Origin of the sequence: Parageobacillus galactosidasius, assembly GCF_002217735.1 — a bacterium.
Classification (GTDB): Bacteria; Bacillota; Bacilli; order Bacillales; family Anoxybacillaceae; genus Parageobacillus_B; species Parageobacillus_B toebii.
The window spans coordinates 848,608-871,547 of the sequence record NZ_NDYL01000002.1; the positions used below are offsets into that span (position 1 = coordinate 848,608).

A 22,940-nucleotide genomic window follows, 5' to 3' on the forward strand; every position below is an offset into this window, starting at 1 on the left:
GGCAAAACTCCTTACGGTTTAATGCTTTCCATGTACTGCTTTACCATTTCTTCCGTCATTGTTCCTGTGATGATTTTTTTGACTTTGCCGTTTTTGTCGATTAAAAAGGTTGCTGGCAATCGATCGACATCATATGCGTTCATGACTTGATCTTCACGGTCAATCATAATTGGAAACGTCAAACCAAATCGATCGGCGAATTTTTGCACGCTCAACTTCGGCTCGCCAACGTTGACCGCCAATACTTCGACCCCTTGCTTTTTATATACGCCATACTGGCTGTTGATGTACGGCATTTCCTTTTCGCACGGCTTACACCACGTTCCCCAAAAGTTTAAGAACACCCCTTTGCCGCGATAATCAGAAAGACGGTGTTCTTTTCCGCTTAAATCGGTCAAGACAAAATCCGGCGCCGTCGAACCAACTTTTACCCTTTCTTTTTCTGTAAAAAAGTTGGAATAAATCGTATATCCTACCGCCGCCAATAATAACAACAAAACAATTGTTCGCATGATAAGGCGTTGTTGTTTTTTCATATTCCTAACCCCTCGAAATCATAATATTCCATTTTCCATTATAACAGTGTTATTTATAGTGAAAATTCATATTATATGAAATTTATGTGACAATGTAAACGGTTATTTTCCACCGCCTGACAACGCAAGCGCGCGCAGCTGCTTTACTTCATGCGGTGTAAGTTTACGATATTCACCAGGGTTTAACCCTTTTAAATCGAGAAAAGCGTATCGCTCTCGCTTTAGTTTCATCACTTTGCATCCAATTGCTTCAAACATTCGGCGCACTTGGCGATTCCGTCCCTCATGGATGCGAATTTCAATAATGGCTGTTTGTTTTTGTTTATTGTGAGAAAGCAGTTTTACTTTTGCCGGCGCCGTCATGCCATCTTCGAGCATAATTCCTTTTTCAAGCTGTTTTAATTGCTCCCGTGTCGGAATCCCTTTCACTTTTGCGATATATACTTTCTCGATTTCGTAACGAGGATGCATTAATAAATTGGCAAAATCCCCATCGTTCGTAAGCAAAAGAATTCCGGACGTATCATAATCGAGACGGCCAATCGGGTAAATGCGTTTATCAACATCTTTAAAAAAATCGGTTACGACTTTCCTGCCTTTATCGTCTTTTACGCTTGAAATGACCCCGCGCGGTTTATAAAAAAGATAATATACTGGCTCCTCTCTTTCTACCGGTATCCCATCTACTTCCACTTTATCCTGAGGACCTACTTTCACGCCAAGCTCGGTAACGACTTTCCCGTTTACCTTTACTTTTCCTTGCAATATGAGTTGTTCTGCTTTTCGTCTTGATGCGATGCCTGCATGAGCAATAACTTTTTGCAATCGTTCCATCACTGTTTCACCTCTTTCATCATCTTACTCTTTCGATCCAAAAGATACAAGCATGCTCTCTCACTATTTTTATCATACTCGCCCTTTTTCGACAAATACAAAAGTTATATCGATAGAAAACGACAAAAAAAAGCCGCCTAATCATAGGCGAGCTATCTTCCAAAGACAAACAGCACAATAAAAAAGGAAACGATAAAGCTGAGAATATCTGCTAAAATCCCTACTTTGAGCGCATCTCCCATCTTTTTAATGCCGACGGCGCCAAAATAAACGGTTAAAACATACAACGTTGTTTCCGTGCTTCCTTGTATGGTGGATGCAAGCCTGCCAATAAACGAATCGGGACCATATGTAGCAATTAAATCGGTTGTCATCCCAAGCGCAGCGGTGCCGGAAATGGTGCGAATCATCGCCAGCGGCACCACTTCAGCCGGAAGACCGATCGCATCAGCAAGCGGTTTAATCCCGTTCATCATATAATCAAGCGCGCCAGACGCGCGGAAAATGGCAATCGAAACAAGCATGCCGACTAAATACGGAATAAGCGAAAAGGCAATCTGTATCCCTTCTTTTCCGCCTTCGACAAACGCTTCATAAGTTGGCACTTTTTTTACGGTTCCGTATAAAAGAATAAACGCAATGGTTACTGGAATAAGCCAAGTAGAAAGGAGTTGGATGAACGCCATTACCGCTTCCCGCCTTTCCGCATGCGTTTCCAATAATAATAACGGTCGATGAAAACCGCGCCAACCGTCGAAATGGTTGAAGCGACGAGCGTAGTCCCAATAATTTCTCCAGGCGATGCCGAATCATATGTCATGCGAATCGAAATGACCGTCGCTGGAATAAGGGTGATGCTTGATGTGTTAATTGCTAAAAACGTTACCATCGAACGACTTGCTTCGTCTTTATGGCCATTGAGCTTTTTCAATTCTTCCATCGCCTTAATCCCCATTGGAGTGGCGGCGTTGCCAAGCCCGAACATATTGGCAATCATGTTGGAGACGATATAGCCAAGCGCTGGATGGTTTGCTGGCACTTCCGGAAACAAACGGCGGACAAGCGGTTTGAAAAAAGCAGCAAGCCTCTCAAGAAGACCGGCTTCCTCGGCAATTTTCATTAATCCAAGCCAAAACACTAATATGCTGATCATGCCGATGCTGATTGTGACCGCTTCTTTCGCGCTTTTAAAAATCGCTTCATTCACTTCATTCATCGTACCGTTTATCATCGCAAAAACAATTCCAATAATGGCCATCGCTACCCAAATAAGATTAACCATCGCTTCCCACACCTAAAAAATGAAATGCGTTCCAAATGGAATGGTTCGTTTCCTTGCTTACGCTCTTTTTATACAAAAGCGGAACTTCATCCACCGCTTGATCCCCTAAATACAGCACCGCTTTCCCAACGACGGTCGGAATGCCCCTTTCGTCTTTCTTCCAATCTTTTTTCGGACGAAGAAGATAAATTTTTACGTGCAGTTCTTTGATTTCTTCTTCCGTCACAGGATATCGCAAATCACGGCTTGCTTGTATGTTTTTTCTGTAAAAGGAATCACGAATTTTTTTCACCATTCGTTTTCGGTTTACTTTTGCAATCATATAATGGCCAAAGCCATATTCATACATGGCAATATGGTCATTCCAATCATCCGGTGCATCCAATGTTACCGCAATTAAATCCATTCCGCCTTTGGAAGCGGTAGTCACAAGCGTTCGCTTTGCCCGTTTTGTATAGCCGGTTTTTCCTCCGGTGCAATACTCATACAAACTAGTGAGCAGCTTATTTTTATTCCTCCATACCCGATCCCAATCTTCTCCGGGAGAAGCAGGAGCCCGGTATACTTCTGTTCCGGAAATTTTGCGAAACTCCTTATTTTTCATCGCATACTGCATAAGAAGCGCCATGTCATAGGCAGTGGAATAGTGATTTTCCGAATCGTCTAATCCGTGTGGATTGGCAAAATGGGTATTGCGCATGCCGATTTCCGCTGCTTTTTGGTTCATTAAAAAAACAAAGCCTTCCACGCTGCCACCCACATGTTCGGCAATCGCCACCGCCGCGTCATTTCCGGAACGCAGCATCGTCCCATAGACAAGATCGCGAAGCTTTATTTTTTCTCCTTCCTTTAAATAAATCGACGACCCTTCTGTATGAACAGCGCGGGCGCTTACCGTTACCGTGTCATCCATTTTGCCTGATTCGATCGCTAAAATCACCGTCATAATTTTGGTAATGCTTGCAATGCGCCGCTTCGTATGCGAGTCTTTTTCAAATAATATGCGTCCGGAATTCTGCTCCATCAAAATGGCGCTTTGCGCACTGACTCCGTTCATTGCCTTTGCCCGATCCGGAATACATGAAAAAAGCATCATCACCGCTGCGATGAACAGTGCAATTTGTTTCCGTATCTTCATGTAATCCCCATCCCTTTTGCTGTTTTGTACAAGTGTATGCGCAAAAAAATATAGATATGATTGTAAAATGTACAAGTTCATCAGCACAAACGTCATTTGCAAGTGTACAAATCCGCCTTGTTAACGAACGAAAAACATGATAGCTTTCGCTTGTAGATGACGCTAACGCAAGAAAGACGAAGGATGCCCCTTCGCCTTTCATTAAAACGGTTTCCAGCGCAATTTTCTTGCCTGCTCAAACCGTTCTTCCACATCGCGCCAATGAACAACATTCCACCAGCTGTTAATATATGCTGCACGGTCGTTTTTATATTGTAAATAATAGGCATGCTCCCAAACGTCTATCACAAGAAGCGGAATCGTATCCCATTGCGTCATGAATTGATGCTTTTCCGTCTGTAAAATTTCTAAGCGGTGCGACCGCGGCGACCAAACGAGCAGCGCCCAGCCGACTCCTTCGACGCTTTTTGCCGCCTCGGTAAAATGACGCTTAAATCTTTCAAAACTTCCAAAATCTCGTTTTATTTGTTCTAGCAACTCACCGCGCGGTTGGCCGCCGCCTTTTGGATGCATATTATTCCAAAAAATCGTGTGCAAATAATGTCCAGAACCGTGGAACGCCGCTTCCCGCTCCCAATGCTTCAACAGTTCATAGTCATTTGTTTCGCGCGCTTTTTTCATCATTTTTTCCGCTTTATTTAAGCCGTCCACATAGCTTTGATGGTGCTTTGTATGATGCAGCCGCATAATTTCTCTGGAAATATGCGGCTCAAGCGCATCGTAGCTGTATGGAAGCGGCGGAAGGACGTGTCTTCCTGCTGCCACATATGTTTGTTGTCTTTCTTCTGCCTCGCTTTCTTCTTCCTGTTCGCTGGCCGCTTGTTGTCTTTCTTCTGTCCCGCTTTCCCCCTGTCTGACGACCGTTTGCTGTCTTTCTTCTATCCCGTTTTCCTCCTGTCCGATGGACGTTTGTTGTCTTTCTTCTATTCCGCTTTCCTCCTGTCTGATGGCCGACTGTCCATTTTGCTGAAACACCAGCGCTTTTTCATATACTTCGTCCACCATGCGCTGAAGTTCATAAATGGCGTCCTCTGTCCATGCGTCGCCATGATGTTCGATGTAGGAAAGCAATGAATCAACGCGGCAATCGCCGCCGTCCTCCCCCCGCTGAAGCAAAATTTGCTCGACTTGTTTTCCCCATTCTTTTACTTCCGCCACATATTGTTGAATTCGTTCTTGTTCATTCATCTTGAAAAACCTCCCTTAATTTTTATCACCATATCGTATGCCCACTACCTAAAACTCGTTCTTGTCCGCATTCACCCATTTTCCTTAGTACTCATACATATAAATCGAGATGAGGAACAAGTGAAAAACACATTGGAACAATATTTACGAACAAACGTATACGATTTCCCTGCTTTACATCGCTTTCACCGGGGCATTCAATTAGAAATGGTTATTTTTCAATGTTTTTTGCGCGAATTGGAAGAAATGGAGCTAAACAAAGAAGTGCTTGGCGTCCTGACGCCGCTTATGGCGAACCATATGGCACGAGAAGAATGTTATTATTTGCAAAAACTAGCTGAAACGACGTATGAAGTAAAACCGCCTGCCTGTGACCCGACAAAACCAAGGACAGAATGATGAACATCAAAAAAGCTGCCCCAGATGTGGGACAGCTTGCGTTCAATTGGATTGTATCATTTTCGTCCGATAATCCGTTTCATAAAATTCCAGCTCTTCACGAATTGTCTGAAACTCGCTTTCAAGCGATAACAACAAAGCTTTCAACGAAGGCGGAGGGGTTTGACGAAACTTAATCGAGTTGCGTCCCGTATAAGCGGAACGGCTATCTTCATACCACGCATCGCTTTTTGGCGTAAAATATTCGGCAATACATAGATGATAGACACGATACAATGTTTTTTCCGCCGCCGCTTTACGAAATGGTTCATCATTTAATATGATACGGCACGCCTCAAGCCCCTCCTCGCAATATACAACGAGGCGGCGTAAATTCGAAAGCAATAATTCATAGTAGGCTTTGTCGCCTCCTTCTTGTTCCGCCAATAGTTTGGTCAATGTTATTTCATTTAAATAATTGGAAATCGTCTGAACGGTTTTTTGCAAAAAGGCTTCTACTTGTTTCGTTTGATTCAAAACCATTGAGTTCCCCATATTCACAAGACCCCCATATCGGTTTTAAGATGGCTGGCGAATAAAAAGAAGCGGTGACGTTAAATGATATTCGCCATTTGTCTGCAATGATGCAAATATGTCTGGAAGCTTCGTAAATTCCATATGCGCAAAATAGCGGCGAAATTCTTCTTTCTCATTAATATATACTCGCTTACGGTGCCGGAAAGCCGGATTTTGCAATAAACATACGAAAGCAACGATATCGCGGAAATAGACGTCACGCCCTAAAACAGTAAAAATCGGATTTTGTTCATACGGCGTAAACGATGAAATAGATTCCTCAAAATAGCGCAAATATAGAACGTGAAGCGTTTTTTCAACCCCATCTTCGCGAAACGTTACTTCCGAGCGGCTGAAATAATCTTCAAACGTATTCGGCTTCGATTTTTCCAGCTCATATCCTTGCAAGCGGCAAATCCACATACAACAAGCCCCCTTATCATGCCAAAAAACGAAAATATAAAGTTATTCCTATCTTATCATACTCATGTTGATTCGTTAAAATTTTCTTCAAATTTTTCGAAAAACAAATCAGCTTCTTTCTCCACCTCATCATCTCCCTGTAATTCCGGAAGCGGAGGCAGTTCCTCCAACGTTTTCAAACCGAAGTAGTCAAGAAACTCCTTCGTCGTGCCATATAAAATCGGGCGCCCCGTTCCTTCCGCACGCCCGACTTCCTTTATAAGCGCTTTGGCAATTAGCGTTTGTATCGGTTTATCGCTTTTCACCCCTCGAATTTCTTCAATTTCCGCTCTTGTAATCGGTTGGCGGTAAGCGATAATCGCCAATGTTTCTAACGCCGCTTGCGACAACGAAGTCGAACTTGGCGATTCAACAAGCTTTTTTAAATATGGGGCATGTTCTTTTTTTGTCGCCAGTTGAAATACTCCTGCTAATTCAATAAGCTGAATGCCGCGCTTTTGCTGTTCATACTCCTCTTTCAGCATATGAATGATCGCCTGTGCTTGTTCTTCTTCAATTTCTAAGACGGCGGCAATTTGCTGAAGCGACAATCCCTCATCACCTGCAGCAAATAGCAGTCCTTCGACAATCGCTTTATATTCATTCATCTCCATGTTGTTCCATCCTTTCATTGCTAGAGATGAAAATATCGGCAAAATTTCGCTCTTGCTCAATAATAATCGCATTTTTTTTCATTAATTCTAAAATCGCTAAAAATGTCACCACAATGTGTCCACGGTCATAATATGGAAATAAATCATAAAAATTTTTTCTCGTTTTTGTACGCCTCAGCTCCTCCAAAATTTCCTCCATCCTCTTTTCGATCGAAATGTCTTGACGGGTAACTTTCGTGTGAAGCGGTTTTTGCAATTTTTTGCGGCGCAATAGTTTTGACAGCGCGCCAAGCATATCGTAAACATTTACATCGAGCGGCCGCTTCATCATTTCTTTTTCGTCTGCATACATACTTAAATCGCTCGGCGGCTTTGTAAATAAAAGCGCTCGCTCTTCTTCCTTCTTTTTCAATGCTTGCGCCGCTTCTTTAAATTTTTTGTATTCTAACAACCGCTGCATTAATTCTTCACGCGGATCGCTTTCAGGCAGTTCCACGCCTTCATCCAATATTTCTTCTTCATGTTTTGGCAGCAACATTTTGCTTTTGATCGCCAAAAGCGTTGCCGCCATCACCAAATATTCACTTGCGATATCCAGCTGCAATTCTTGCATCGCATGAATATATGCCATATATTGCTCGGTAATTTGCGCAACAGGAATATCATAAATATCGATTTCGTAACGATTAATTAAATGCAACAAAAGGTCGAGCGGACCTTCAAACGCATCAATTTTCACATTATATTGCACGTTCATCCCACCATTTTCATTACGCTATCGTTAAGTATAGACGATCACCTAACATTGTCCAAGCAAATTTTTCACGTCTAATATGATACAATTGATACAATACGGATACAACAATAGAAAGGTTGTGAAACGATGTATCCTGACGCTTATATCCGCTATTTAATTCATTTTCATACAGACCGTGATTATTTTGAATGTCATGAAATATTAGAAGAGCATTGGAAAAAAGACGGCTACAAAAAAGTATGGGTCGTGCTTATTCAAATTGCCGTAGCGCTGTACCATCATCGCCGCGGCAACGGTCAGGGGGCGCTGCGTATGATGCGAAAAGCGCTATCACTTTTACAAAAAGAACAAAAAGCGGTTCGCGAGTTAGGGTTAGATGAACAGCGACTTGCCAAACAGCTGGAACATTATATCGAACGTATAGCACAAAACGAGGCTTATAAAAGCATCGAGCTGCCTGTTTGCGATGAAACATTGCGGAAAATGTGTCAAGCGATATGCGATGAGCGCGGGCTTTCTTGGGGAAAAGCAAGCGATATGAGTGATGTATTTTTAATTCACAAACATAAATTGCGCGATCGCTCAGATGTGATCGCGGCACGAGAGGAAAAGAAAAAGAGTAAAGAGCTGCCAAACCACTAAACGGCAGCTCTTTCGTTAAAACTCACATTTATCCAAAAAAGACGCGGTAAATTCATTTGCCTGCAGTCGATGATTAGGATACATATCCTTTAACGCCTTTACCATTTGTTTTCCAATACCTTGATGACGGTGCGAAGGATTTACACTAATATGTTGAATTTCGACAACGTCTTCGTCTCGCAACAGCACTCCGATAATGCCAATAATATCATCGTTCTCTTTCCATAAAAACAGTTGCCAATCATCGTTTGTTTCGTACTGTTTGATCGTTTGCTGCAGTTTTTTTAAGTCTTTTTCTGTCGGCATGAACGACAGAAGACCCATGGCAATTTTTTCATAGTTTTTTCGATAACGAATCAGCATAAAAACTCCCTCATTACCGACAAAGACTTTTCCAAAATAGAAAAGTGCTTCCGTCATTTTCTCATTACGTATTATAAACGTTCTTAGTTATATTGTGAACTCTTTCATGCATTTTTACTCCAATTAAGCAAACGTGCGAAGAAGATTTGCCATCTCAATGGCGCTTACCGCAGCTTCCCATCCTTTATTTCCCGCCTTCGTTCCGGCGCGTTCAATCGCTTGCTCAATCGTATCTGTCGTTAATACTCCAAATATAACCGGTGTTCCCGTTGATAAAGCTGCGTGGGAAACCCCTTTTGCTACTTCATTGCATACGTAATCGTAATGGCTTGTCGCCCCGCGAATGACCGCGCCAAGCGCAATGACGGCATCATATTGCCTCGATTCGGCTAATTTTTTCGCTATAAGCGGAATTTCAAACGCTCCTGGCACCCATGCTACTGTCACATCGTTTTCATTGACCCCGTGCCGTTTGAGGCCATCCATGGCGCCAGATAATAACTTGCTCGTAATAAATTCATTAAAACGGGAAATGACAATGGCAATTTTTAATCCTGTACCGACTAAATTTCCTTCCATTACTTTCATCGCAAATCCTCCTATCTTTTCCGCCCACCGTATTCATCATAATACAAAAAAGCAAAAATGGCGAACATGTTTTTTAAAAATGCAACATATGTCCTAATTTTTCATACTTCGTCCGCAAGTATTTTTCATTTTCCTTGTTCGCCGGCATTTGCAGTGGAACACGCTCGACGACTTCAAGGCCGTGTCCTTTTAATCCAGTGATTTTCCGCGGATTATTTGTCAATAGTCGCATTTTCGTCACGCCGAGATCTTTTAAAATTTGCGCGCCAATCCCATAGTCACGCAAATCGGCAGGGAATCCAAGCCTTTCATTTGCTTCCACCGTATCATAGCCTTGCTCTTGCAGCTTATACGCGCGCAATTTGTTGATTAACCCGATGCCGCGGCCTTCTTGACGCATATATAATAAAACGCCGCGGCCTTCTTCTTCAATTTGGCGGAGCGCCGCATGAAGCTGCGGTCCGCAATCACAACGGCAGGAGCCAAACACATCGCCTGTTAAGCATTCGGAATGAACCCGAACAAGGATTGGTTCATCTGGAATGATTTCGCCTTTGACTAAAGCAACATGCTCTTTTCCATCAACAATATTTGTATAGCCAATTGCTTTAAACTTGCCAAACTCTGTTGGAAGCATCACTTCTACTTCGCGTTTCACTAATTTTTCTTTTCGGCTCCGATACTCGATTAAATCTTTAATCGTGATCATTTTCAAATCAAATTCATCAGCGATTTTTCTTAAATCCGAAACACGCGCCATCGTGCCATCCTCTTTAATGATTTCGCAAATCACACCGGCCGGCTTTGCGCCACATAATCGCGCTAAATCGACCGCCGCTTCCGTATGGCCGGCGCGCCGCAATACGCCTCCTTTTTTCGCCACAAGTGGAAAAACGTGCCCAGGACGTTTAAAATCGCTCGCTTTCGCATTGGGATCTAACAGCGCTTGAATCGTCATCGAACGTTCATAAGCGCTAATGCCTGTTGTCGTTGATTTATAATCAATGCTAACCGTAAAAGCAGTGCCATGAGAATCCGTATTATGATTGACCATTGGGGCTAAATCAAGCTTATCGGCTAATTCTTCCGTAATCGGAACGCAAACAAGGCCGCGGCCGTATTTAATCATAAAATTAATCACTTCTGGGGTCGCTTTTTCCGCCAATGCGACAAAATCTCCTTCGTTTTCACGATCCTCGTCATCACATACAATAATGACTTTCCCTTGCATCAATTCATAAATCGCTTCTTCGATCGTGTCAAACATCGTCAGCTCCTCCTTTATTGCTTACTTAAAACCGTGCCGTTCTAAAAATTCAAGCGTAATCGCCGACTTCGGTTCTTCTTTTTTTCCTTCCATGAACTGGGCAACATATTTTCCGATGACATCACATTCGATATTGACAATATCTCCTGGATGTTTATCGCCTAAAATCGTTTCCGTGCGCGTATGCGGAATGAGTGAAATCGTAAACGTGTCATCGGTGAGTCCGAAGATCGTTAAACTCGTTCCATCGACAGCGACAGACCCTTTTAAAATCATATATTTCCGCAATTCCTGCGGGATTTTAATTTCATAATACACCGCATTCGCCGATGGCCATTTACGAATGATTTCACCGATGCCGTCGACATGTCCGGAAACGAAGTGACCGCCAAAACGGCCGTTTGCTGCCATCGCCCGTTCTAAATTCACTTTCGAACCTTTTGTTAACGTGCGCAGCGATGTGGCTCTTACCGTTTCCGGCATCACATCAACGGTAAACGATCGGTCCGTAAACGACGTTACGGTCAAACAAACTCCGTTGACCGCGATGCTGTCCCCAAGATGAACGTCTTCTAAAACTTTTTTTGCTCCAATCGTCATCACAATCGCTTCGCCTGACTGTCTCATTTGCTCGATCGTACCGACTTCCTCAATAATTCCTGTAAACATCGTGTACTCACCCTTTTATTTTGGTATTGCGACGATTTTTATATCTGGCCCGATCGTCTCTACTCGCCGAATTTCTAGCTGCATAACGTCAGCCATGCCGGCAAAACCAATTCCCCCTATTGGCGTTGGCGCTTGTTTTCCGCCAATGATCTTCGGAGCAAAGTATGCGACGATTTCATTAACTGCCTTGGCGCGCACGAAACTATCATGCACGTGTGATCCGCCTTCAACAAAAAGGGAAGTAATTCGTTTCTCACCAAGTACGCGCAGCAATTCATCTATATCAATATGCGGCTTTTTCATGGAAATAATTTGTACATTTTCTTTCTCATACCGCTTCCTTTTTTCAACGCTGATTTCACTGCCGACAACAATCCACGTTTCTGCTTGGCCATCATTGAGAATGTTTGCATCAAGCGGCGTGCGCAAATGCGTATCTAAAACGATGCGTATCGGATTTTTTCCACCTTCGGGAAGCCTTACGGTTAAACTTGGATTATCCGCAATAACGGTGTTTACCCCAACAAGAATCGCATCATGCACCGCCCGATAGCGATGCACATCTTCCCGGGCCGCTTCGGATGTAATCCATTTGCTTTCTCCGGTTGTCGTTGCAATTTTTCCATCAAGACTGCTTGCATATTTTAGCGTCACAAACGGCATTTTTGTCGCAATGTAGTGGAAAAACACGCGGTTTAACTCATCCGCTTCCTCTTTCAGCACCCCAAGCTTCACGTCAATTCCCGCACTTCTTAGTTTTTCGATGCCTTTACCGGCTACGAGCGGGTTCGGATCTGTCGTCGCAATGACAACGCGTTGAACACCTGTTTCCACTAATAAATCGGCGCAAGGGGGCGTTTTCCCATAATGACTGCACGGCTCCAGCGTTACATAAACGGTAGATCCTTTCGCTTTTTCTCCCGCCATACGGATGGCATGTACCTCCGCGTGCGGCTCCCCTGCTTTCAAATGGGCGCCAAATCCGACAATTTCTCCATCTTTCACCACAACAGCGCCGACAACCGGATTAGGAGACGTTTGTCCAATTCCTGCTTTGGCGATTTCGATTGCTAGGCGCATATACTGTTCATCGTTTCGCATGGCGCTGCCTCCTTTTTTGGCATAAAGAAAACCCTAGGTCCAAAGTCCTAGGGCAGGATTATGCAGAATCACAATGATTACATTTTTGCGTACTAAAAAACGGCATTATATAAGCGGGGAAGCAAGTTTTTCAGTTGTGTGAAAGAATATGTCTGTTTTTAGCCACAATTCATACAAAGACACGTTATCCAAAAAATAACTTAGACAGCTTTCTTTGTTGAAATATGGAAAAAATAACTCACATATTGCGAAAACGCCATTTATTCGCTACTCCACATAGCTATCCCCGCTAAATATCGCGTTCTATATTTTGGAAAGCGGAGTTGCGACAAACGAAACCGCTCCTTATCTAATATAGTACGGCCATGTGCATCTTGTGATCCTTCTCCCATCCAGACTATACTGTCGGCTCCGGAATTGCACCGGATCGTGCCTATACGGCTCGCGGGCTGAGAAGTGACACCACTTCATCACCGCCGGTCGGGAATTTCACCCTGCCCCGAAGGATACGAACAATATGGAATTTTTTATTATTATATCACACAAAAGCGGTTTGTCCATTCATTTACGATTGTGAAACAAAAACGGATGGCTTAAACGATGTTTTTATTATTTCGCGATAAACAGCCAATAAATAATCCCCCATACAAAACTTGCTCCTAATAAAAGAAAAAATAATATCCATTTTTTCCGCTCCATTCTTTCACCTCTTACGGAGATGGTGTTTCACATATTTAAAAGACTTAACAGAGAAACTGTTAAGCCTTTTTCATCCTTATTCCTCATCAAACACTTTTACTTCTTTCATGACATCGCCGTTTTTCATTGATTTTACAACATCCATTCCCGATGTTACTTGGCCAAATACGGTGTGTACCCCATCTAAGTGCGGCTGTGGTTCATGAACGATGAAAAATTGGCAGCTTCCTGTATCACGGCCGCGGTGTGCCATCGAAATCGCACCGGTCACATGTTTATGCGGGTTGTGATCGGTTTCGCACGGAATCGTATAGCCGGCATCCCCCGTTCCGTTGCCATACGGGCACCCTCCTTGGCTGACAAAACCAGGAATGACGCGGTGGAACGTCAAACCGTTATAAAATCCTTCATTTGCTAATTTTTCGAAATTTGCTACCGTAATCGGCGCTTCATTTGGAAATAGTTCAAACTCGATTTTTTTCCCATTTTCCATTAAGATATATCCTTTTTTCGCCATACGTAAACAGCTCCTTTTTTCATGATTGCGCATCACTATCATATCATTGTTGTCCACATAAAAAAAGTAATATAATGTATTACGGATATGTTGAAAAGGGGTATTATTACGAAGGAGGATGACATTGTGAAACGAATGTTGATAGGATCTCTGCTTGCATCGCTGCTATTTACATTTCCTGCCATGGCAGCAGCAGATGCGGCAGAAGGCGATGTGATTATTACATTAGGCGAAAATTTAACCGAACAGCAAAAGCAACAAATTTTAAATGAAATGAATGCTCCGGACAATGCACAAATCATTACGGTTTCTAACGCGGAAGAACATAAATATCTCGATGGTCTTATTCCAAAAGCGCAAATCGGAACGAGAGCAATCTCCTCATCGATGATTACGATCGGTGCGAAAGGCTCTGGGTTGGACGTAGAAACTCATAATATCACATGGGTAACCGAAGAAATGTACACAAACGCCCTGATTACAGCGGGAGTGAAAGATGCGAAAATTTATGTCACCGCTCCGTTTGCAGTGTCCGGTACGGCTGCGTTAACCGGATTAATGAAGGCATACGAAGTCTCTTCCGATCAAGTCATTCCTGAGGATGTAAAAAAAGTGGCTACGGAGGAAATAGTCAAAACCGCAAAACTCGGGGAATCTATCGGAACGGATAAAGCGGTTGCCCTTCTTGCGAAAATTAAAGAAGAAATCGCAAATAATCCGCCGCAAACGGATGCCGATTTGCGCGCGCTTATTGAAAAAATCGCAAAAGACCTCGGAATTACGTTAACGGAAGATGAAATAAACAGTTTAATTTCGTTATTCAATAAAATGAAAAACGCTAATATCGATTGGAATCAAGTCAATGATCAATTAAGCAAAGCGAAAGATAAATTATCCACGTTCCTTCAATCAGAAGAAGGAAAAACATTTATTCAAAACATTATCGACATTTTAAAAGAAATTTGGAACGCCATTAAATCAGCGTTTACTTCTTCCGAGCCGCAAAACAATCAATAAGGAAAAAGCGCCCAAACGTTTTTTGGGCGCTTTTTATTTGCAAACTTACTTATTCACTTTTGTTTTAAGCGGTACATCAAGCCGCACTAAATCTTCATACGTTTCCCGTTTAACAACGAGTTGTGCTTCTCCATTTTCCACAAACACGACAGCTGGACGTGGAATGCGGTTATAGTTGTTCGCCATCGAATAGCCATACGCCCCAGTGCAAAAAACGGCTAAATAATCGCCAGGGGATGCTTTTGGCAGCGGCAAATCCCAAATAAGCATATCTCCTGATTCACAACACTTCCCGGCGATGGCGACAATTTCATTTTTTTCGTCCAACACTCGATTCGCTAACACCGCTTCATACTTCGCATCATATAGCGCCGGGCGGATATTGTCGCTCATCCCTCCGTCTACCGCAACGTAATGACGGACATTCGGCACATCTTTGCGCGAACCGATCGAATAAATCGTCGTTCCCGCATCACCGACAAGGGAGCGTCCCGGCTCAATCCAGATTTCTGGCATTGGAATATTTTTTTCGCTTGCTTGTTTTTTTACTTCCTCTACAATTTGGTCGACGTATTCCGAGACAGGAATCGGGTCGTCATCACTCGTATAGCGAATGCCAAATCCGCCGCCAAGATTGACAACCGTTGGAATAAATCCGTACGTTTCCTTCCACTGACCAATTTTTTGGAAAATTTTTTGTGCCGCCAACACAAATCCTGTCGTTTCGAAAATTTGCGAACCGATATGGCAGTGAATTCCCATTACGGAAAAATGCGGGGAAGATAGCGCTTTTTGCAGCGCTTCATCTGCTTGGCCATTGTTCAAATCAAACCCAAATTTTGAATCTTCCTGACCGGTTAAAATATAATCGTGCGTATGCGCCTCCACACCAGGGGTGACTCTTAGTAAAATCGCCGTTTTTTTTCCGTACTGCTTGCTTAGTTGTTCCAACAATTCCAGTTCATAAAAGTTATCGACAACAATGCATCCGACTCCATGATCAAGGGCCATCATTAATTCGTCGCGACTTTTATTATTTCCATGAAAATGGATGCGTTCTGGCGGAAATCCCGCTTGCAATGCTGTATACAGCTCTCCTCCTGACACTACATCCAACGATAATCCTTCTTCTTCTGCTAACTGAACCATCGCAATGGAAGAAAATGCCTTGCTCGCATAGGCAACTTGTGCTTTGACGCCATGTTTTTGAAACGCTTCTTTAAACCCCCGCGCACGCTCACGAATGAGTGCCACATCATAAATATACAATGGTGTTCCATATTCTTTCGCTAAATCAACGGTATCGACACCGCCAATTTCTAAATGCCCCTTGTCATTGACACGGCTTGTCCCATGAAAAAACATACGAACCCCTCATTCCCGCAAAATAAAAATTATCAAACCGCATTAATTTATGCATGCAGAAAGCAAAAAAAGACAGTTAGCATGAGGTATAACTGTCTTTTGAAGAAAAAAGATTACGTATAAAGTATCATAATTATAAAAAAGTTGCAACTTCTAAGCGTGTTGATGAGCCAATAATAATCGGTCCTTTGAGCGGCTTTTTGCAAATTTATGATGGTTGCCTGCGGCGGTTTTGCGGATGGACGATGCTCGGTCTTACTTTTGCTCCCGCTACAGAACGACGGACGATAATTTGCATAAACGCGGCCGGATCAAACGGAATAAACGGCCATAAGTACGGCGTGTTTAATGAACGAATTCGAATCAGCAGAAGCAAATAAACCGTTGTGCCGATCACAAGCCCTGGCACTTTAAACAATGCCACCGCAATGACAAGAAACAATCGTGATATTTTATTCGCAATGCTCAACTCATAGCTTGGTGTCGCAAACGAACCGATGGCGGAAACAGAAATATATAAAATTACCTCCGGGACAAACAATCCGACATTGATCGCAATTTCTCCGATTAACACCGCGGCGATTAAGCCCATTGCGGTAGAAAGCGGCGTTGGGGTATGAATCGCTGCCATGCGGAGAAACTCAATTCCAAAGTCGGCTATTAAAACTTGTATGATAACTGGGATATTCGTCTGTTTGTTTGGCCCGATAAACGCCCATTTATCCGGCAACAAAGATGGTTCCAGTACGAACAGCACCCAAAGCGGCAATAAAAATAGTGATGTCAAAATGCCTAAAAAGCGCACCCAGCGTACAAATGTCCCGACCGCTGGAGATTGCCGATATTCTTCGGCATGTTGCACATGATGAAAAAACGTAGTAGGAGTTATAATCACGCTTGGTGACGTATCTACCATAATTAATACATGTCCTTCAAGCAAATGAGTGGCAGCAACGTCTGGACGCTCGGTATAACGGACGAGCGGATACGGATTATATCCTTGCTTCACTAAAAATTCTTCTATTGTTTTATCTCCCATTGTCAGTCCATCGATATTAATTTGTTGAAGTTCTTTTTTTACAAGTTCAACAAGCCCTGGATCGGCGATATCTTTAATGTAAGCAATACAAATATCTGTTTTTGAACGTTCCCCTACTTGTAAAATCTCAAAACGAAGCCGCTCATCACGAATGCGGCGCCGCGTTAGCGCTGTATTGATGATAATATTTTCTACATAACCATCACGCGCCCCGCGCACCACTTTTTCCGTATCTGGTTCTTCCGGCTGCCGCCCCGGATAGCTTCGTACATCGACGATAAACCCCGTCGATTCTCCTTCAATTAAAATGATGATTAACCCTGATAACAACCGATCAACAGCCTCATCTAAATTATTGACAGTGCTTACTTGTTGATGAACGAGGCGGTTTTCGATAATTTGCTTTGCCTGTGCCGTCTGCCGTTCGTTGTCATTAATACGGACAATTTGTTTTAATAGCTCAATTAAAAATTGCGTATCACATAAGCCGGTGCAATAATAAATATGTACTTCCCTATTTAATACATGAATTTTCCTTACCCCTAAATCAAAACTAGTTCCAACTCCAATTTTCTCCTTAAAAAATTTTTCATTGTCGACGAGCTTTTCCGAAATGGGAACTTTATTGGTGTTGGCTGTCACGATACTCACTCCTTTCAAGGATTAACTCCACTGCTTGTCGTGTAATTGGTGAGCCGTACTTAATATGATCGCGATATCCCATTTTTCCAATATCACCGATTCCAACAATAACAGGAATATTTAATTGGTCTAAACAATATACGGTATCTCCATTAATACGGCTTATTTCTAGCTCGCGAATTCCCTCTTTATCCACTCCATATTCCGTCATGTTTCCGTCACGATCGATGCTTATATGCACTTTGGTCCATTCATGTTTATGAGTATTGGAAGCAACGGCAATCGCTCCTAATACTTCAATTTGTTCATGCGTTGCCACATATTTCAGCGCTTGCTCGCCCACTCCCTCGCCAATGGCTCCGCAATCATCAAACATGACGAATACGGGATCATACGGTGTTTGTAAAATAAGTTCAACGAGTTCTTCACCGGTTAGTTTTGTCGGATTGCCATGGGAGCGAGAAATGCATCGTCCCCCGATTTGTTCAGCAATATATTGAATTGTCCGGCATGCAAACTCATCGCCGTCTGTTACTAATATGACTCGCCTTTTTTTCATAATCGATTACCCTTTCGGCCTACATATAAGAGCGGTAAAAAATGAAAGTACAATGGTAAATGACAAAATGGCGCCGGCAAATTGAAACATCCCTGCACCAATGGCCAGCCATCCGTTTGACTCTTTTTGTACCAATACCCCTTTAATGAGAAAATAACCGAAACCGGTAATAGGAAGAGAAGCGCCTGCCCCGGCAATCGCAATAAGTCGATCGTAAATTCCGCTGATTCCCAAAATGGCGCCAACCGCAACAAGCAAGCTCATCATTTTTATTTGCGAAATCTTTCCAATATCCATTAAAGATTGGGCAATGGCACAAATCGCTCCTCCAACAATGAATGCCATTACATAATCCATCATGATTCCCCCTTTGCCGCTTCAATCACAACACCATGCGCAATAGCTGGAATCGACTGTTTTTGCTGCATCATCGTTGGGCTAAATAGCGCTCCTGTTGCGACAACGAAAATTTTTTGAAACGCGCCGCGTTCCATTTCTTTCAATAAATGCCCGTATGTTACTACCGCGCAGCAAGCACATCCGCTGCCTCCGGCAAATACTTTTTGATCCGGCCAGTAAATCATTAAACCACAGTCGTTATAATTGCTCGTTACATCATAGCCTGATTCAGCAAGCAGCTGTCTAACAATAACGCTTCCTACTCTTGATAAATCCCCTGTTACAATTAAGTCATAATCTTCGGGAGAAACGCCTAAATCAATAAAATGTTGTTCAATCGTGCTTGCGGCGGCCGGTGCCATCGCCGATCCCATATCTAAAGGATTCGTCATTCCCTCATCAATCACTTTTCCGATTGTAGCAGCAGTAATGCGCCATCTTCCCCTTTTCCGTCCCATGACCAATGCTCCCGCACCTGTCACAGTAAACGTTGCTGTTTCCGGTTTTTGTACTCCCAATTCGGTCGGATAACGAAATTGCCGTTCTGCCGCGGCATTATGACTACTTGTTGCCGCTAATACTGTTTCAGCAAATCCGCCGTCAATTAACGCGGCGCCGACAGCTACTGTCTGCATGGAAGTAGAACAAGCTCCAAACATACCTAAAAACGGAGTGGGAATCGTTTGGGCGACATAGTTGGCAGTGACGTTTTGATTCAGCAAATCTCCGGCAAGGAAAATGTCGATATCGTTGAATGAAATATTTCCTTTTTGCAAGCAAACGACAATCGCCTCTTGCATTAAACGCCGCTCTGCCAACTCCCACGTCTTTGCCCCACAATATAAGTCATCGTGCGTAATATCAAAGCTGGCTCGAAGCGGACCTTCCGCTTCCAACGGTCCTACTGCCGTTCCAGTTTCCTGAATGTAAATATCATGTTCGAACACCCACGTTTGCTTTCCAACGAGCTTCATGGGAAATCCCTCTTTCTTCTTAAAACATGATGTAATATAAAATTCCAAGTAGATAAGCAACGACAATGCCATAAACAATCGCCGCACCGCCTGATTTAAACATTTGGCTGGCAATTCCCGCCGTCCATCCTTCACTTCGATGCTCGAGCGCGGCACTTGCTAACGCATTCGCGAAGCCAGTCATCGGTATAGTAGCGCCTGCACCCGCAAATTGACTAAAATTGTCATACTTTCCCGCCCCCGTGAGGACAATCGCCAAAAACATCATTGTCATCACCGCCAGCTGCTGAGCAGAAAGCAACGGCATAGACAGAAAACGGCTGTACCAATTTGCGAACAGCTCGGTCATCGCACAAAGCGCGCCGCCGACAACAAACGCTTTTAAGCTGTTAAACACATATGGGGGTTTAGGCTGGAATGCTTTCACCGCTTGGCGATAATTTTTTTTTAAATTCATGTTTTTCTCTCCCCCTTATCGCAAATAATCAACAAAATAGATCCATTGAAATAACGAACCAGCTATTTTTCCAAATACGATCGCCATCAATAAAATGACAATTTTATCATCAACGCCAATGCGTTTCGCTAAAATCGGCCATACGTTAAGCACTTCCGTCAGCGCGGCGGCGAGCATTCCGATAAATACCCCATGCAGTAAGCCAATTGGAATCAGCCAATATTTTGATATATATAAAACAGAGTGACGCATGCTCAGCCATCCTCCTGCCACCGCGCCAGTTACTGCGCTCCATTCATAAGCACGAATCCTCTTCATCGTTTTTGTTAATTGCGTTAAGCGGGGAATAACGCCAAGAACGACTAAAAACGCTACAAATCCTGTTCCAACAGCGAGCCCTCCCGCGAAGCCGACAAATATAACGGTTAAAATCTCAATCGTCATCAATTTTTCTCATACTCTCTTTGTTTTCATGTAAAATGACGTATTGATCTAACGATTGTTGATAATTAAACATCTCGACTTCAAGAGGGCTGGGCTCCTCATTAATTCGCTTGCGGAACACATGATTAAAAAACAAAATCATTCCGATCCCTAATCCGAGTGAATAAGGAATTTGCAGCAACAAAGGCTTATCGATTTTTTTTCCGGTCATCATCTCATAAAGACGTTGATGCACTTCTTGCATGCTGACATCTTCATGAAAATTCATAATGGCCATTGCGGATCCGACGAAAAGCAACAGCCATATAAGCAGAAAATAAGGAGTGGAAAAACGCCGCTTTTGATAAACGACTTCAATAATGGTTTGCGATGGTCCAACTGTTTGCACATCTAATGAACCAACCCTTTCCATCATTGCTTGCATTACTTTCATCACATCAATAATGACGATATTTTTATCACTCGGTTGAATTTTATATAGCGGAATTATTTTTAATTGCTCCGCTACATCGCGATCATTTGCGATGATTTGCGCAACATCGCCAATCGTAACAACATCTCCCGGCTTCACTTGAACACGATGCCGGAGCTTAATAAAGACGGTTTTTTCCATCTGCCTCACACCTTAACCTTGTAGTTTTTTCATATGTGTAAAAAGGCGAAGCATATTGCTTTTCTTTAGTATGTTGGAGCAAAAAAGGAATCATACGATGATACAATGTTTACCAGCAATTTCATAAAAATAAAAAAGAATGGATGTCTACCCATCCATTCTCTCCTTTATTTGCTGTAAAATCTTTTTTTCAAGCCGGGACACTTGCACTTGAGAGATGCCTAATCTAGATGCCACTTCTGATTGTGTTTGATCTTTATAATAGCGTAAATATACAATGAGCCGTTCTCGTTCGTCTAGTTCTTCGATCGCTTTTTTTAACGCGATTTTATCAAACCATGATACTTCATCCGAATCAGCGATTTGATCAAGAAGTGTGATCGGATCGCCATCGTTTTCGTACACTGTTTCGTGAATGGAAGCAGGCGAACGGATCGCCTCTTGGGCAAGCACTACATCCTCCGGAGAAATCTCCAAATAATCAGCAATTTCCGTAACTGTTGGTGCTCGTCCCTGTTTTTTCGAGAGCTCATCTTTCGCTTTTCGGATTTTATTGCCCATTTCTTTTAAAGAACGGCTCACTTTTACCGTTCCATCATCGCGAATAAACCGCTGGATTTCGCCGATAATCATCGGTACGGCATATGTGGAAAATTTAACATCATACGATAAATCAAACTTATCGACGGACTTTAACAAGCCGATACAGCCAATTTGAAATAAATCGTCCGGCTCGTAGCCGCGGTTTAAAAAGCGCTGGACGACCGACCAAACGAGGCGCATGTTTTTTTCAATAATTTCATCGCGCGCCTCTTGGTCGCCTTCTTGGCTGCGGCGAATAAGCTCCTTCATTTCGTGATCTTTTATTGGCGTCTGATCTTGCTTGACATCGACATCCATAGGCATGTCTCCCTTAGTTACATAAGGCTTTGCTCTTCGTTATATATTTCTTCAAATAAACGGTTGTGCCTTTGTTCACTTCCGACTGCACGATGACTTCATCCATAAAGTTTTCCATGATGGTAAATCCCATTCCAGATCGCTCTAATTCTGGCTTTGTTGTAAACAATGGCTGGCGCGCCTCTTCAATATTGGCAATGCCAACCCCTTCATCTTTAATGGTTAAATGTACGACTCCGTCTTCAATCACAACGGAAATGTATACGATTCCGTTTGGATCGTTATTATATCCGTGAATAATCGCGTTGGTCACCGCTTCAGAGACAACGGTTTTGATTTCCGTTAGTTCATCCATTGTCGGATCAAGCTGTGCCACAAACGCAGCGACCGTAACGCGGGCAAACGATTCATTTTGGCTAAGTGCGGAGAATTGGAGGTGCATTTCGTTTCGCATTATGCCACCCCCAATGTCTCTAATGCGAATTGTTCATTGTTTTCTAAACGAATAATTTTAAACAGCCCAGACATTTCAAACAGGCGTTTTACCGTTGGAGAAATGGAGCATACAATCATTTCTCCGCCAAGGTTTTTGATTTGTTTATAACGTCCTAAAATCACTCCAAGTCCGGAGCTATCCATAAACGTCAAATGTTCTAAATTAAACACAATATGGCGAATCGACTCTCTTTCCATCGTATCCGTTACTTTTTCCCGAAGTTCTTCGGCTGTATGATGGTCAAGCTCTCCTGAAAGTCGAATGATTAATACGTCTTGTTTTACTTCAAAGTCCATCATCAGACTCACAGCGTTTTCCCCCTTGTTCATTTCGGATAGGGAGAAGTTTCGCTACATTCCGATAA

The 22,940-nt window shown here is 43.0% G+C and carries 29 protein-coding genes, 1 pseudogene and 1 riboswitch; of the genes and pseudogenes, 3 read left to right on the forward strand and 27 right to left on the reverse strand.

Annotation, left to right across the window (positions count from 1 at the left end):
• Positions 1-11: 11 nt before the first annotated feature.
• From resA to B9L23_RS13810, 6 genes are all read right to left on the reverse strand, one after another.
• Positions 12-536, reverse strand: a complete 525-nt coding sequence (gene resA, locus B9L23_RS13785; RefSeq protein ID WP_015864352.1) for a thiol-disulfide oxidoreductase ResA — start codon at positions 534-536, stop codon at positions 12-14.
• A 102-nt stretch (positions 537-638) separates the two neighbouring features.
• Positions 639-1,370, reverse strand: a complete 732-nt coding sequence (gene rluB / locus B9L23_RS13790) for a 23S rRNA pseudouridine(2605) synthase RluB (protein ID WP_062677609.1) — start codon at positions 1,368-1,370, stop codon at positions 639-641.
• Between the two features lie 152 nt (positions 1,371-1,522).
• Complete coding sequence (locus tag B9L23_RS13795; RefSeq protein ID WP_015864354.1) at positions 1,523-2,056, reverse strand: spore maturation protein; 534 nt, start codon at positions 2,054-2,056, stop codon at positions 1,523-1,525.
• A complete protein-coding gene (locus B9L23_RS13800) occupies positions 2,056-2,652 on the reverse strand; it encodes a nucleoside recognition domain-containing protein (RefSeq protein WP_089097878.1) in 597 nt (198 codons plus the stop codon). Before B9L23_RS13800 ends, B9L23_RS13795 begins: the two co-directional genes overlap by 1 nt.
• A complete protein-coding gene (locus tag B9L23_RS13805) occupies positions 2,645-3,790 on the reverse strand; it encodes a D-alanyl-D-alanine carboxypeptidase family protein (protein ID WP_081188220.1) in 1,146 nt (381 codons plus the stop codon). The genes B9L23_RS13800 and B9L23_RS13805 overlap by 8 nt, the downstream gene beginning before the upstream one ends.
• A 201-nt stretch (positions 3,791-3,991) precedes the next feature.
• Complete coding sequence (locus B9L23_RS13810) at positions 3,992-5,038, reverse strand: superoxide dismutase (RefSeq protein ID WP_089097879.1); 1,047 nt, start codon at positions 5,036-5,038, stop codon at positions 3,992-3,994.
• A 132-nt stretch (positions 5,039-5,170) separates the two neighbouring features.
• Here B9L23_RS13810 and B9L23_RS21170 point away from each other — a divergent pair.
• A pseudogene (locus B9L23_RS21170) lies at positions 5,171-5,437 on the forward strand (DUF2935 domain-containing protein); the annotation flags it as partial.
• 42 nt (positions 5,438-5,479) lie between these two features.
• Here the strand turns inward: B9L23_RS21170 and B9L23_RS13820 are convergent.
• The 4 genes from B9L23_RS13820 to B9L23_RS13835 form a co-directional block, all read right to left on the reverse strand.
• On the reverse strand, positions 5,480-5,971 hold the full coding sequence (locus tag B9L23_RS13820; RefSeq protein WP_171699241.1) for a YpuI family protein: 492 nt from the start codon (positions 5,969-5,971) through the stop codon (positions 5,480-5,482).
• Between the two features lie 24 nt (positions 5,972-5,995).
• Positions 5,996-6,415 carry a hypothetical protein gene (locus tag B9L23_RS13825; protein WP_089097880.1) on the reverse strand — a complete coding sequence of 140 codons (420 nt, stop codon included), beginning with the start codon at positions 6,413-6,415 and terminating at the stop codon, positions 5,996-5,998.
• A gap of 62 nt (positions 6,416-6,477) precedes the next feature.
• Positions 6,478-7,068, reverse strand: coding sequence for an SMC-Scp complex subunit ScpB (gene scpB, locus B9L23_RS13830; protein ID WP_015864360.1), 591 nt, complete (start codon positions 7,066-7,068; stop codon positions 6,478-6,480).
• The gene (locus tag B9L23_RS13835; RefSeq protein WP_041269704.1) at positions 7,055-7,825 is read right to left on the reverse strand and encodes a segregation/condensation protein A; all 771 of its coding nucleotides are present in this window, start codon (positions 7,823-7,825) and stop codon (positions 7,055-7,057) included. Before B9L23_RS13835 ends, scpB begins: the two co-directional genes overlap by 14 nt.
• A 126-nt stretch (positions 7,826-7,951) precedes the next feature.
• On the opposite strand from B9L23_RS13835, the gene B9L23_RS13840 reads away from it, so the two are divergent.
• Complete coding sequence (locus B9L23_RS13840) at positions 7,952-8,467, forward strand: DUF309 domain-containing protein (protein ID WP_062677628.1); 516 nt, start codon at positions 7,952-7,954, stop codon at positions 8,465-8,467.
• 15 nt (positions 8,468-8,482) lie between these two features.
• Here the strand turns inward: B9L23_RS13840 and B9L23_RS13845 are convergent, their stop codons facing one another.
• From B9L23_RS13845 to B9L23_RS13870, 6 genes are all read right to left on the reverse strand, one after another.
• Entirely contained in the window at positions 8,483-8,830 is a 348-nt protein-coding gene (locus tag B9L23_RS13845) for a GNAT family N-acetyltransferase (protein ID WP_062752802.1), read from the reverse strand.
• A 123-nt stretch (positions 8,831-8,953) separates the two neighbouring features.
• On the reverse strand, positions 8,954-9,418 hold the full coding sequence (gene ribH, locus B9L23_RS13850) for a 6,7-dimethyl-8-ribityllumazine synthase (protein ID WP_015864364.1): 465 nt from the start codon (positions 9,416-9,418) through the stop codon (positions 8,954-8,956).
• Positions 9,419-9,491: 73 nt separating this feature from the next.
• Positions 9,492-10,685 carry a bifunctional 3,4-dihydroxy-2-butanone-4-phosphate synthase/GTP cyclohydrolase II gene (locus B9L23_RS13855; RefSeq protein WP_081188212.1) on the reverse strand — a complete coding sequence of 398 codons (1,194 nt, stop codon included), beginning with the start codon at positions 10,683-10,685 and terminating at the stop codon, positions 9,492-9,494.
• Positions 10,686-10,706: 21 nt separating this feature from the next.
• Entirely contained in the window at positions 10,707-11,354 is a 648-nt protein-coding gene (gene ribE, locus B9L23_RS13860) for a riboflavin synthase (protein WP_081188210.1), read from the reverse strand.
• A 15-nt stretch (positions 11,355-11,369) separates the two neighbouring features.
• Positions 11,370-12,455 (reverse strand): bifunctional diaminohydroxyphosphoribosylaminopyrimidine deaminase/5-amino-6-(5-phosphoribosylamino)uracil reductase RibD, encoded by a 1,086-nt coding sequence (ribD, locus tag B9L23_RS13865; protein ID WP_089097881.1) that lies wholly within the window; start codon positions 12,453-12,455, stop codon positions 11,370-11,372.
• Positions 12,456-12,831: 376 nt separating this feature from the next.
• Positions 12,832-12,966, reverse strand: a riboswitch (FMN riboswitch).
• Positions 12,967-13,230: 264 nt separating this feature from the next.
• Complete coding sequence (locus B9L23_RS13870; protein WP_062677625.1) at positions 13,231-13,671, reverse strand: peptidylprolyl isomerase; 441 nt, start codon at positions 13,669-13,671, stop codon at positions 13,231-13,233.
• 135 nt (positions 13,672-13,806) lie between these two features.
• Here B9L23_RS13870 and B9L23_RS13875 point away from each other — a divergent pair, with 135 nt between their 5' ends.
• Entirely contained in the window at positions 13,807-14,688 is an 882-nt protein-coding gene (locus B9L23_RS13875) for a DUF1002 domain-containing protein (protein ID WP_425439795.1), read from the forward strand.
• Positions 14,689-14,733: 45 nt separating this feature from the next.
• Here B9L23_RS13875 and lysA read toward each other — a convergent pair whose 3' ends face one another.
• From lysA to spoIIAA, 11 genes are all read right to left on the reverse strand, one after another.
• Positions 14,734-16,053, reverse strand: coding sequence for a diaminopimelate decarboxylase (gene lysA / locus B9L23_RS13880; RefSeq protein WP_089097883.1), 1,320 nt, complete (start codon positions 16,051-16,053; stop codon positions 14,734-14,736).
• Positions 16,054-16,261: 208 nt separating this feature from the next.
• Positions 16,262-17,734: a spore germination protein gene (locus tag B9L23_RS13885; RefSeq protein WP_211278816.1), complete on the reverse strand. Its 1,473-nt coding sequence runs from the start codon at positions 17,732-17,734 to the stop codon at positions 16,262-16,264.
• Positions 17,715-18,293 carry a stage V sporulation protein SpoVABEA gene (gene spoVAEA / locus B9L23_RS13890; protein WP_015864372.1) on the reverse strand — a complete coding sequence of 193 codons (579 nt, stop codon included), beginning with the start codon at positions 18,291-18,293 and terminating at the stop codon, positions 17,715-17,717. The genes B9L23_RS13885 and spoVAEA overlap by 20 nt, the downstream gene beginning before the upstream one ends.
• A gap of 6 nt (positions 18,294-18,299) precedes the next feature.
• On the reverse strand, positions 18,300-18,650 hold the full coding sequence (locus B9L23_RS13895; RefSeq protein WP_081188202.1) for a SpoVA/SpoVAEb family sporulation membrane protein: 351 nt from the start codon (positions 18,648-18,650) through the stop codon (positions 18,300-18,302).
• On the reverse strand, positions 18,650-19,666 hold the full coding sequence (spoVAD, locus tag B9L23_RS13900; protein WP_081188200.1) for a stage V sporulation protein AD: 1,017 nt from the start codon (positions 19,664-19,666) through the stop codon (positions 18,650-18,652). Before spoVAD ends, B9L23_RS13895 begins: the two co-directional genes overlap by 1 nt.
• Positions 19,667-19,685: 19 nt before the next feature.
• Positions 19,686-20,123, reverse strand: a complete 438-nt coding sequence (locus tag B9L23_RS13905; RefSeq protein ID WP_089097885.1) for a SpoVA/SpoVAEb family sporulation membrane protein — start codon at positions 20,121-20,123, stop codon at positions 19,686-19,688.
• A 15-nt stretch (positions 20,124-20,138) separates the two neighbouring features.
• Positions 20,139-20,567, reverse strand: coding sequence for a stage V sporulation protein AB (locus B9L23_RS13910; RefSeq protein ID WP_089097886.1), 429 nt, complete (start codon positions 20,565-20,567; stop codon positions 20,139-20,141).
• The gene (locus B9L23_RS13915; protein WP_015864377.1) at positions 20,557-21,180 is read right to left on the reverse strand and encodes a stage V sporulation protein AA; all 624 of its coding nucleotides are present in this window, start codon (positions 21,178-21,180) and stop codon (positions 20,557-20,559) included. Before B9L23_RS13915 ends, B9L23_RS13910 begins: the two co-directional genes overlap by 11 nt.
• A 147-nt stretch (positions 21,181-21,327) precedes the next feature.
• Positions 21,328-22,080, reverse strand: a complete 753-nt coding sequence (sigF, locus tag B9L23_RS13920; RefSeq protein WP_081188198.1) for an RNA polymerase sporulation sigma factor SigF — start codon at positions 22,078-22,080, stop codon at positions 21,328-21,330.
• Between the two features lie 13 nt (positions 22,081-22,093).
• Positions 22,094-22,534: an anti-sigma F factor gene (gene spoIIAB, locus B9L23_RS13925; protein WP_081188196.1), complete on the reverse strand. Its 441-nt coding sequence runs from the start codon at positions 22,532-22,534 to the stop codon at positions 22,094-22,096.
• Entirely contained in the window at positions 22,534-22,875 is a 342-nt protein-coding gene (spoIIAA, locus tag B9L23_RS13930) for an anti-sigma F factor antagonist (protein WP_373467274.1), read from the reverse strand. Before spoIIAA ends, spoIIAB begins: the two co-directional genes overlap by 1 nt.
• Positions 22,876-22,940 lie beyond the last annotated feature (65 nt).

What these genes read in the sequence shown, in the direction of transcription:
- resA (WP_015864352.1), bottom strand. Translation starts at nt 536, where the DNA reads ATGAAAAAACAACAACGCCTTATCATGCGAACAATTGTTTTGTTGTTA.
- rluB (WP_062677609.1), bottom strand. Translation starts at nt 1,370, where the DNA reads ATGGAACGATTGCAAAAAGTTATTGCTCATGCAGGCATCGCATCAAGA.
- B9L23_RS13795 (WP_015864354.1), bottom strand. Translation starts at nt 2,056, where the DNA reads ATGGCGTTCATCCAACTCCTTTCTACTTGGCTTATTCCAGTAACCATT.
- B9L23_RS13800 (WP_089097878.1), bottom strand. Translation starts at nt 2,652, where the DNA reads ATGGTTAATCTTATTTGGGTAGCGATGGCCATTATTGGAATTGTTTTT.
- B9L23_RS13805 (WP_081188220.1), bottom strand. Translation starts at nt 3,790, where the DNA reads ATGAAGATACGGAAACAAATTGCACTGTTCATCGCAGCGGTGATGATG.
- B9L23_RS13810 (WP_089097879.1), bottom strand. Translation starts at nt 5,038, where the DNA reads ATGAATGAACAAGAACGAATTCAACAATATGTGGCGGAAGTAAAAGAA.
- B9L23_RS13820 (WP_171699241.1), bottom strand. Translation starts at nt 5,971, where the DNA reads ATGGGGAACTCAATGGTTTTGAATCAAACGAAACAAGTAGAAGCCTTT.
- B9L23_RS13825 (WP_089097880.1), bottom strand. Translation starts at nt 6,415, where the DNA reads ATGTGGATTTGCCGCTTGCAAGGATATGAGCTGGAAAAATCGAAGCCG.
- scpB (WP_015864360.1), bottom strand. Translation starts at nt 7,068, where the DNA reads ATGGAGATGAATGAATATAAAGCGATTGTCGAAGGACTGCTATTTGCT.
- B9L23_RS13835 (WP_041269704.1), bottom strand. Translation starts at nt 7,825, where the DNA reads ATGAACGTGCAATATAATGTGAAAATTGATGCGTTTGAAGGTCCGCTC.
- B9L23_RS13840 (WP_062677628.1), top strand. Translation starts at nt 7,952, where the DNA reads ATGTATCCTGACGCTTATATCCGCTATTTAATTCATTTTCATACAGAC.
- B9L23_RS13845 (WP_062752802.1), bottom strand. Translation starts at nt 8,830, where the DNA reads ATGCTGATTCGTTATCGAAAAAACTATGAAAAAATTGCCATGGGTCTT.
- ribH (WP_015864364.1), bottom strand. Translation starts at nt 9,418, where the DNA reads ATGAAAGTAATGGAAGGAAATTTAGTCGGTACAGGATTAAAAATTGCC.
- B9L23_RS13855 (WP_081188212.1), bottom strand. Translation starts at nt 10,685, where the DNA reads ATGTTTGACACGATCGAAGAAGCGATTTATGAATTGATGCAAGGGAAA.
- ribE (WP_081188210.1), bottom strand. Translation starts at nt 11,354, where the DNA reads ATGTTTACAGGAATTATTGAGGAAGTCGGTACGATCGAGCAAATGAGA.
- ribD (WP_089097881.1), bottom strand. Translation starts at nt 12,455, where the DNA reads ATGCGAAACGATGAACAGTATATGCGCCTAGCAATCGAAATCGCCAAA.
- B9L23_RS13870 (WP_062677625.1), bottom strand. Translation starts at nt 13,671, where the DNA reads ATGGCGAAAAAAGGATATATCTTAATGGAAAATGGGAAAAAAATCGAG.
- B9L23_RS13875 (WP_425439795.1), top strand. Translation starts at nt 13,807, where the DNA reads ATGTTGATAGGATCTCTGCTTGCATCGCTGCTATTTACATTTCCTGCC.
- lysA (WP_089097883.1), bottom strand. Translation starts at nt 16,053, where the DNA reads ATGTTTTTTCATGGGACAAGCCGTGTCAATGACAAGGGGCATTTAGAA.
- spoVAEA (WP_015864372.1), bottom strand. Translation starts at nt 18,293, where the DNA reads ATGAAAAAAAGGCGAGTCATATTAGTAACAGACGGCGATGAGTTTGCA.
- B9L23_RS13895 (WP_081188202.1), bottom strand. Translation starts at nt 18,650, where the DNA reads ATGGATTATGTAATGGCATTCATTGTTGGAGGAGCGATTTGTGCCATT.
- spoVAD (WP_081188200.1), bottom strand. Translation starts at nt 19,666, where the DNA reads ATGAAGCTCGTTGGAAAGCAAACGTGGGTGTTCGAACATGATATTTAC.
- B9L23_RS13905 (WP_089097885.1), bottom strand. Translation starts at nt 20,123, where the DNA reads ATGAATTTAAAAAAAAATTATCGCCAAGCGGTGAAAGCATTCCAGCCT.
- B9L23_RS13910 (WP_089097886.1), bottom strand. Translation starts at nt 20,567, where the DNA reads ATGACGATTGAGATTTTAACCGTTATATTTGTCGGCTTCGCGGGAGGG.
- B9L23_RS13915 (WP_015864377.1), bottom strand. Translation starts at nt 21,180, where the DNA reads ATGGAAAAAACCGTCTTTATTAAGCTCCGGCATCGTGTTCAAGTGAAG.
- sigF (WP_081188198.1), bottom strand. Translation starts at nt 22,080, where the DNA reads ATGGATGTCGATGTCAAGCAAGATCAGACGCCAATAAAAGATCACGAA.
- spoIIAB (WP_081188196.1), bottom strand. Translation starts at nt 22,534, where the DNA reads ATGCGAAACGAAATGCACCTCCAATTCTCCGCACTTAGCCAAAATGAA.
- spoIIAA (WP_373467274.1), bottom strand. Translation starts at nt 22,875, where the DNA reads ATGATGGACTTTGAAGTAAAACAAGACGTATTAATCATTCGACTTTCA.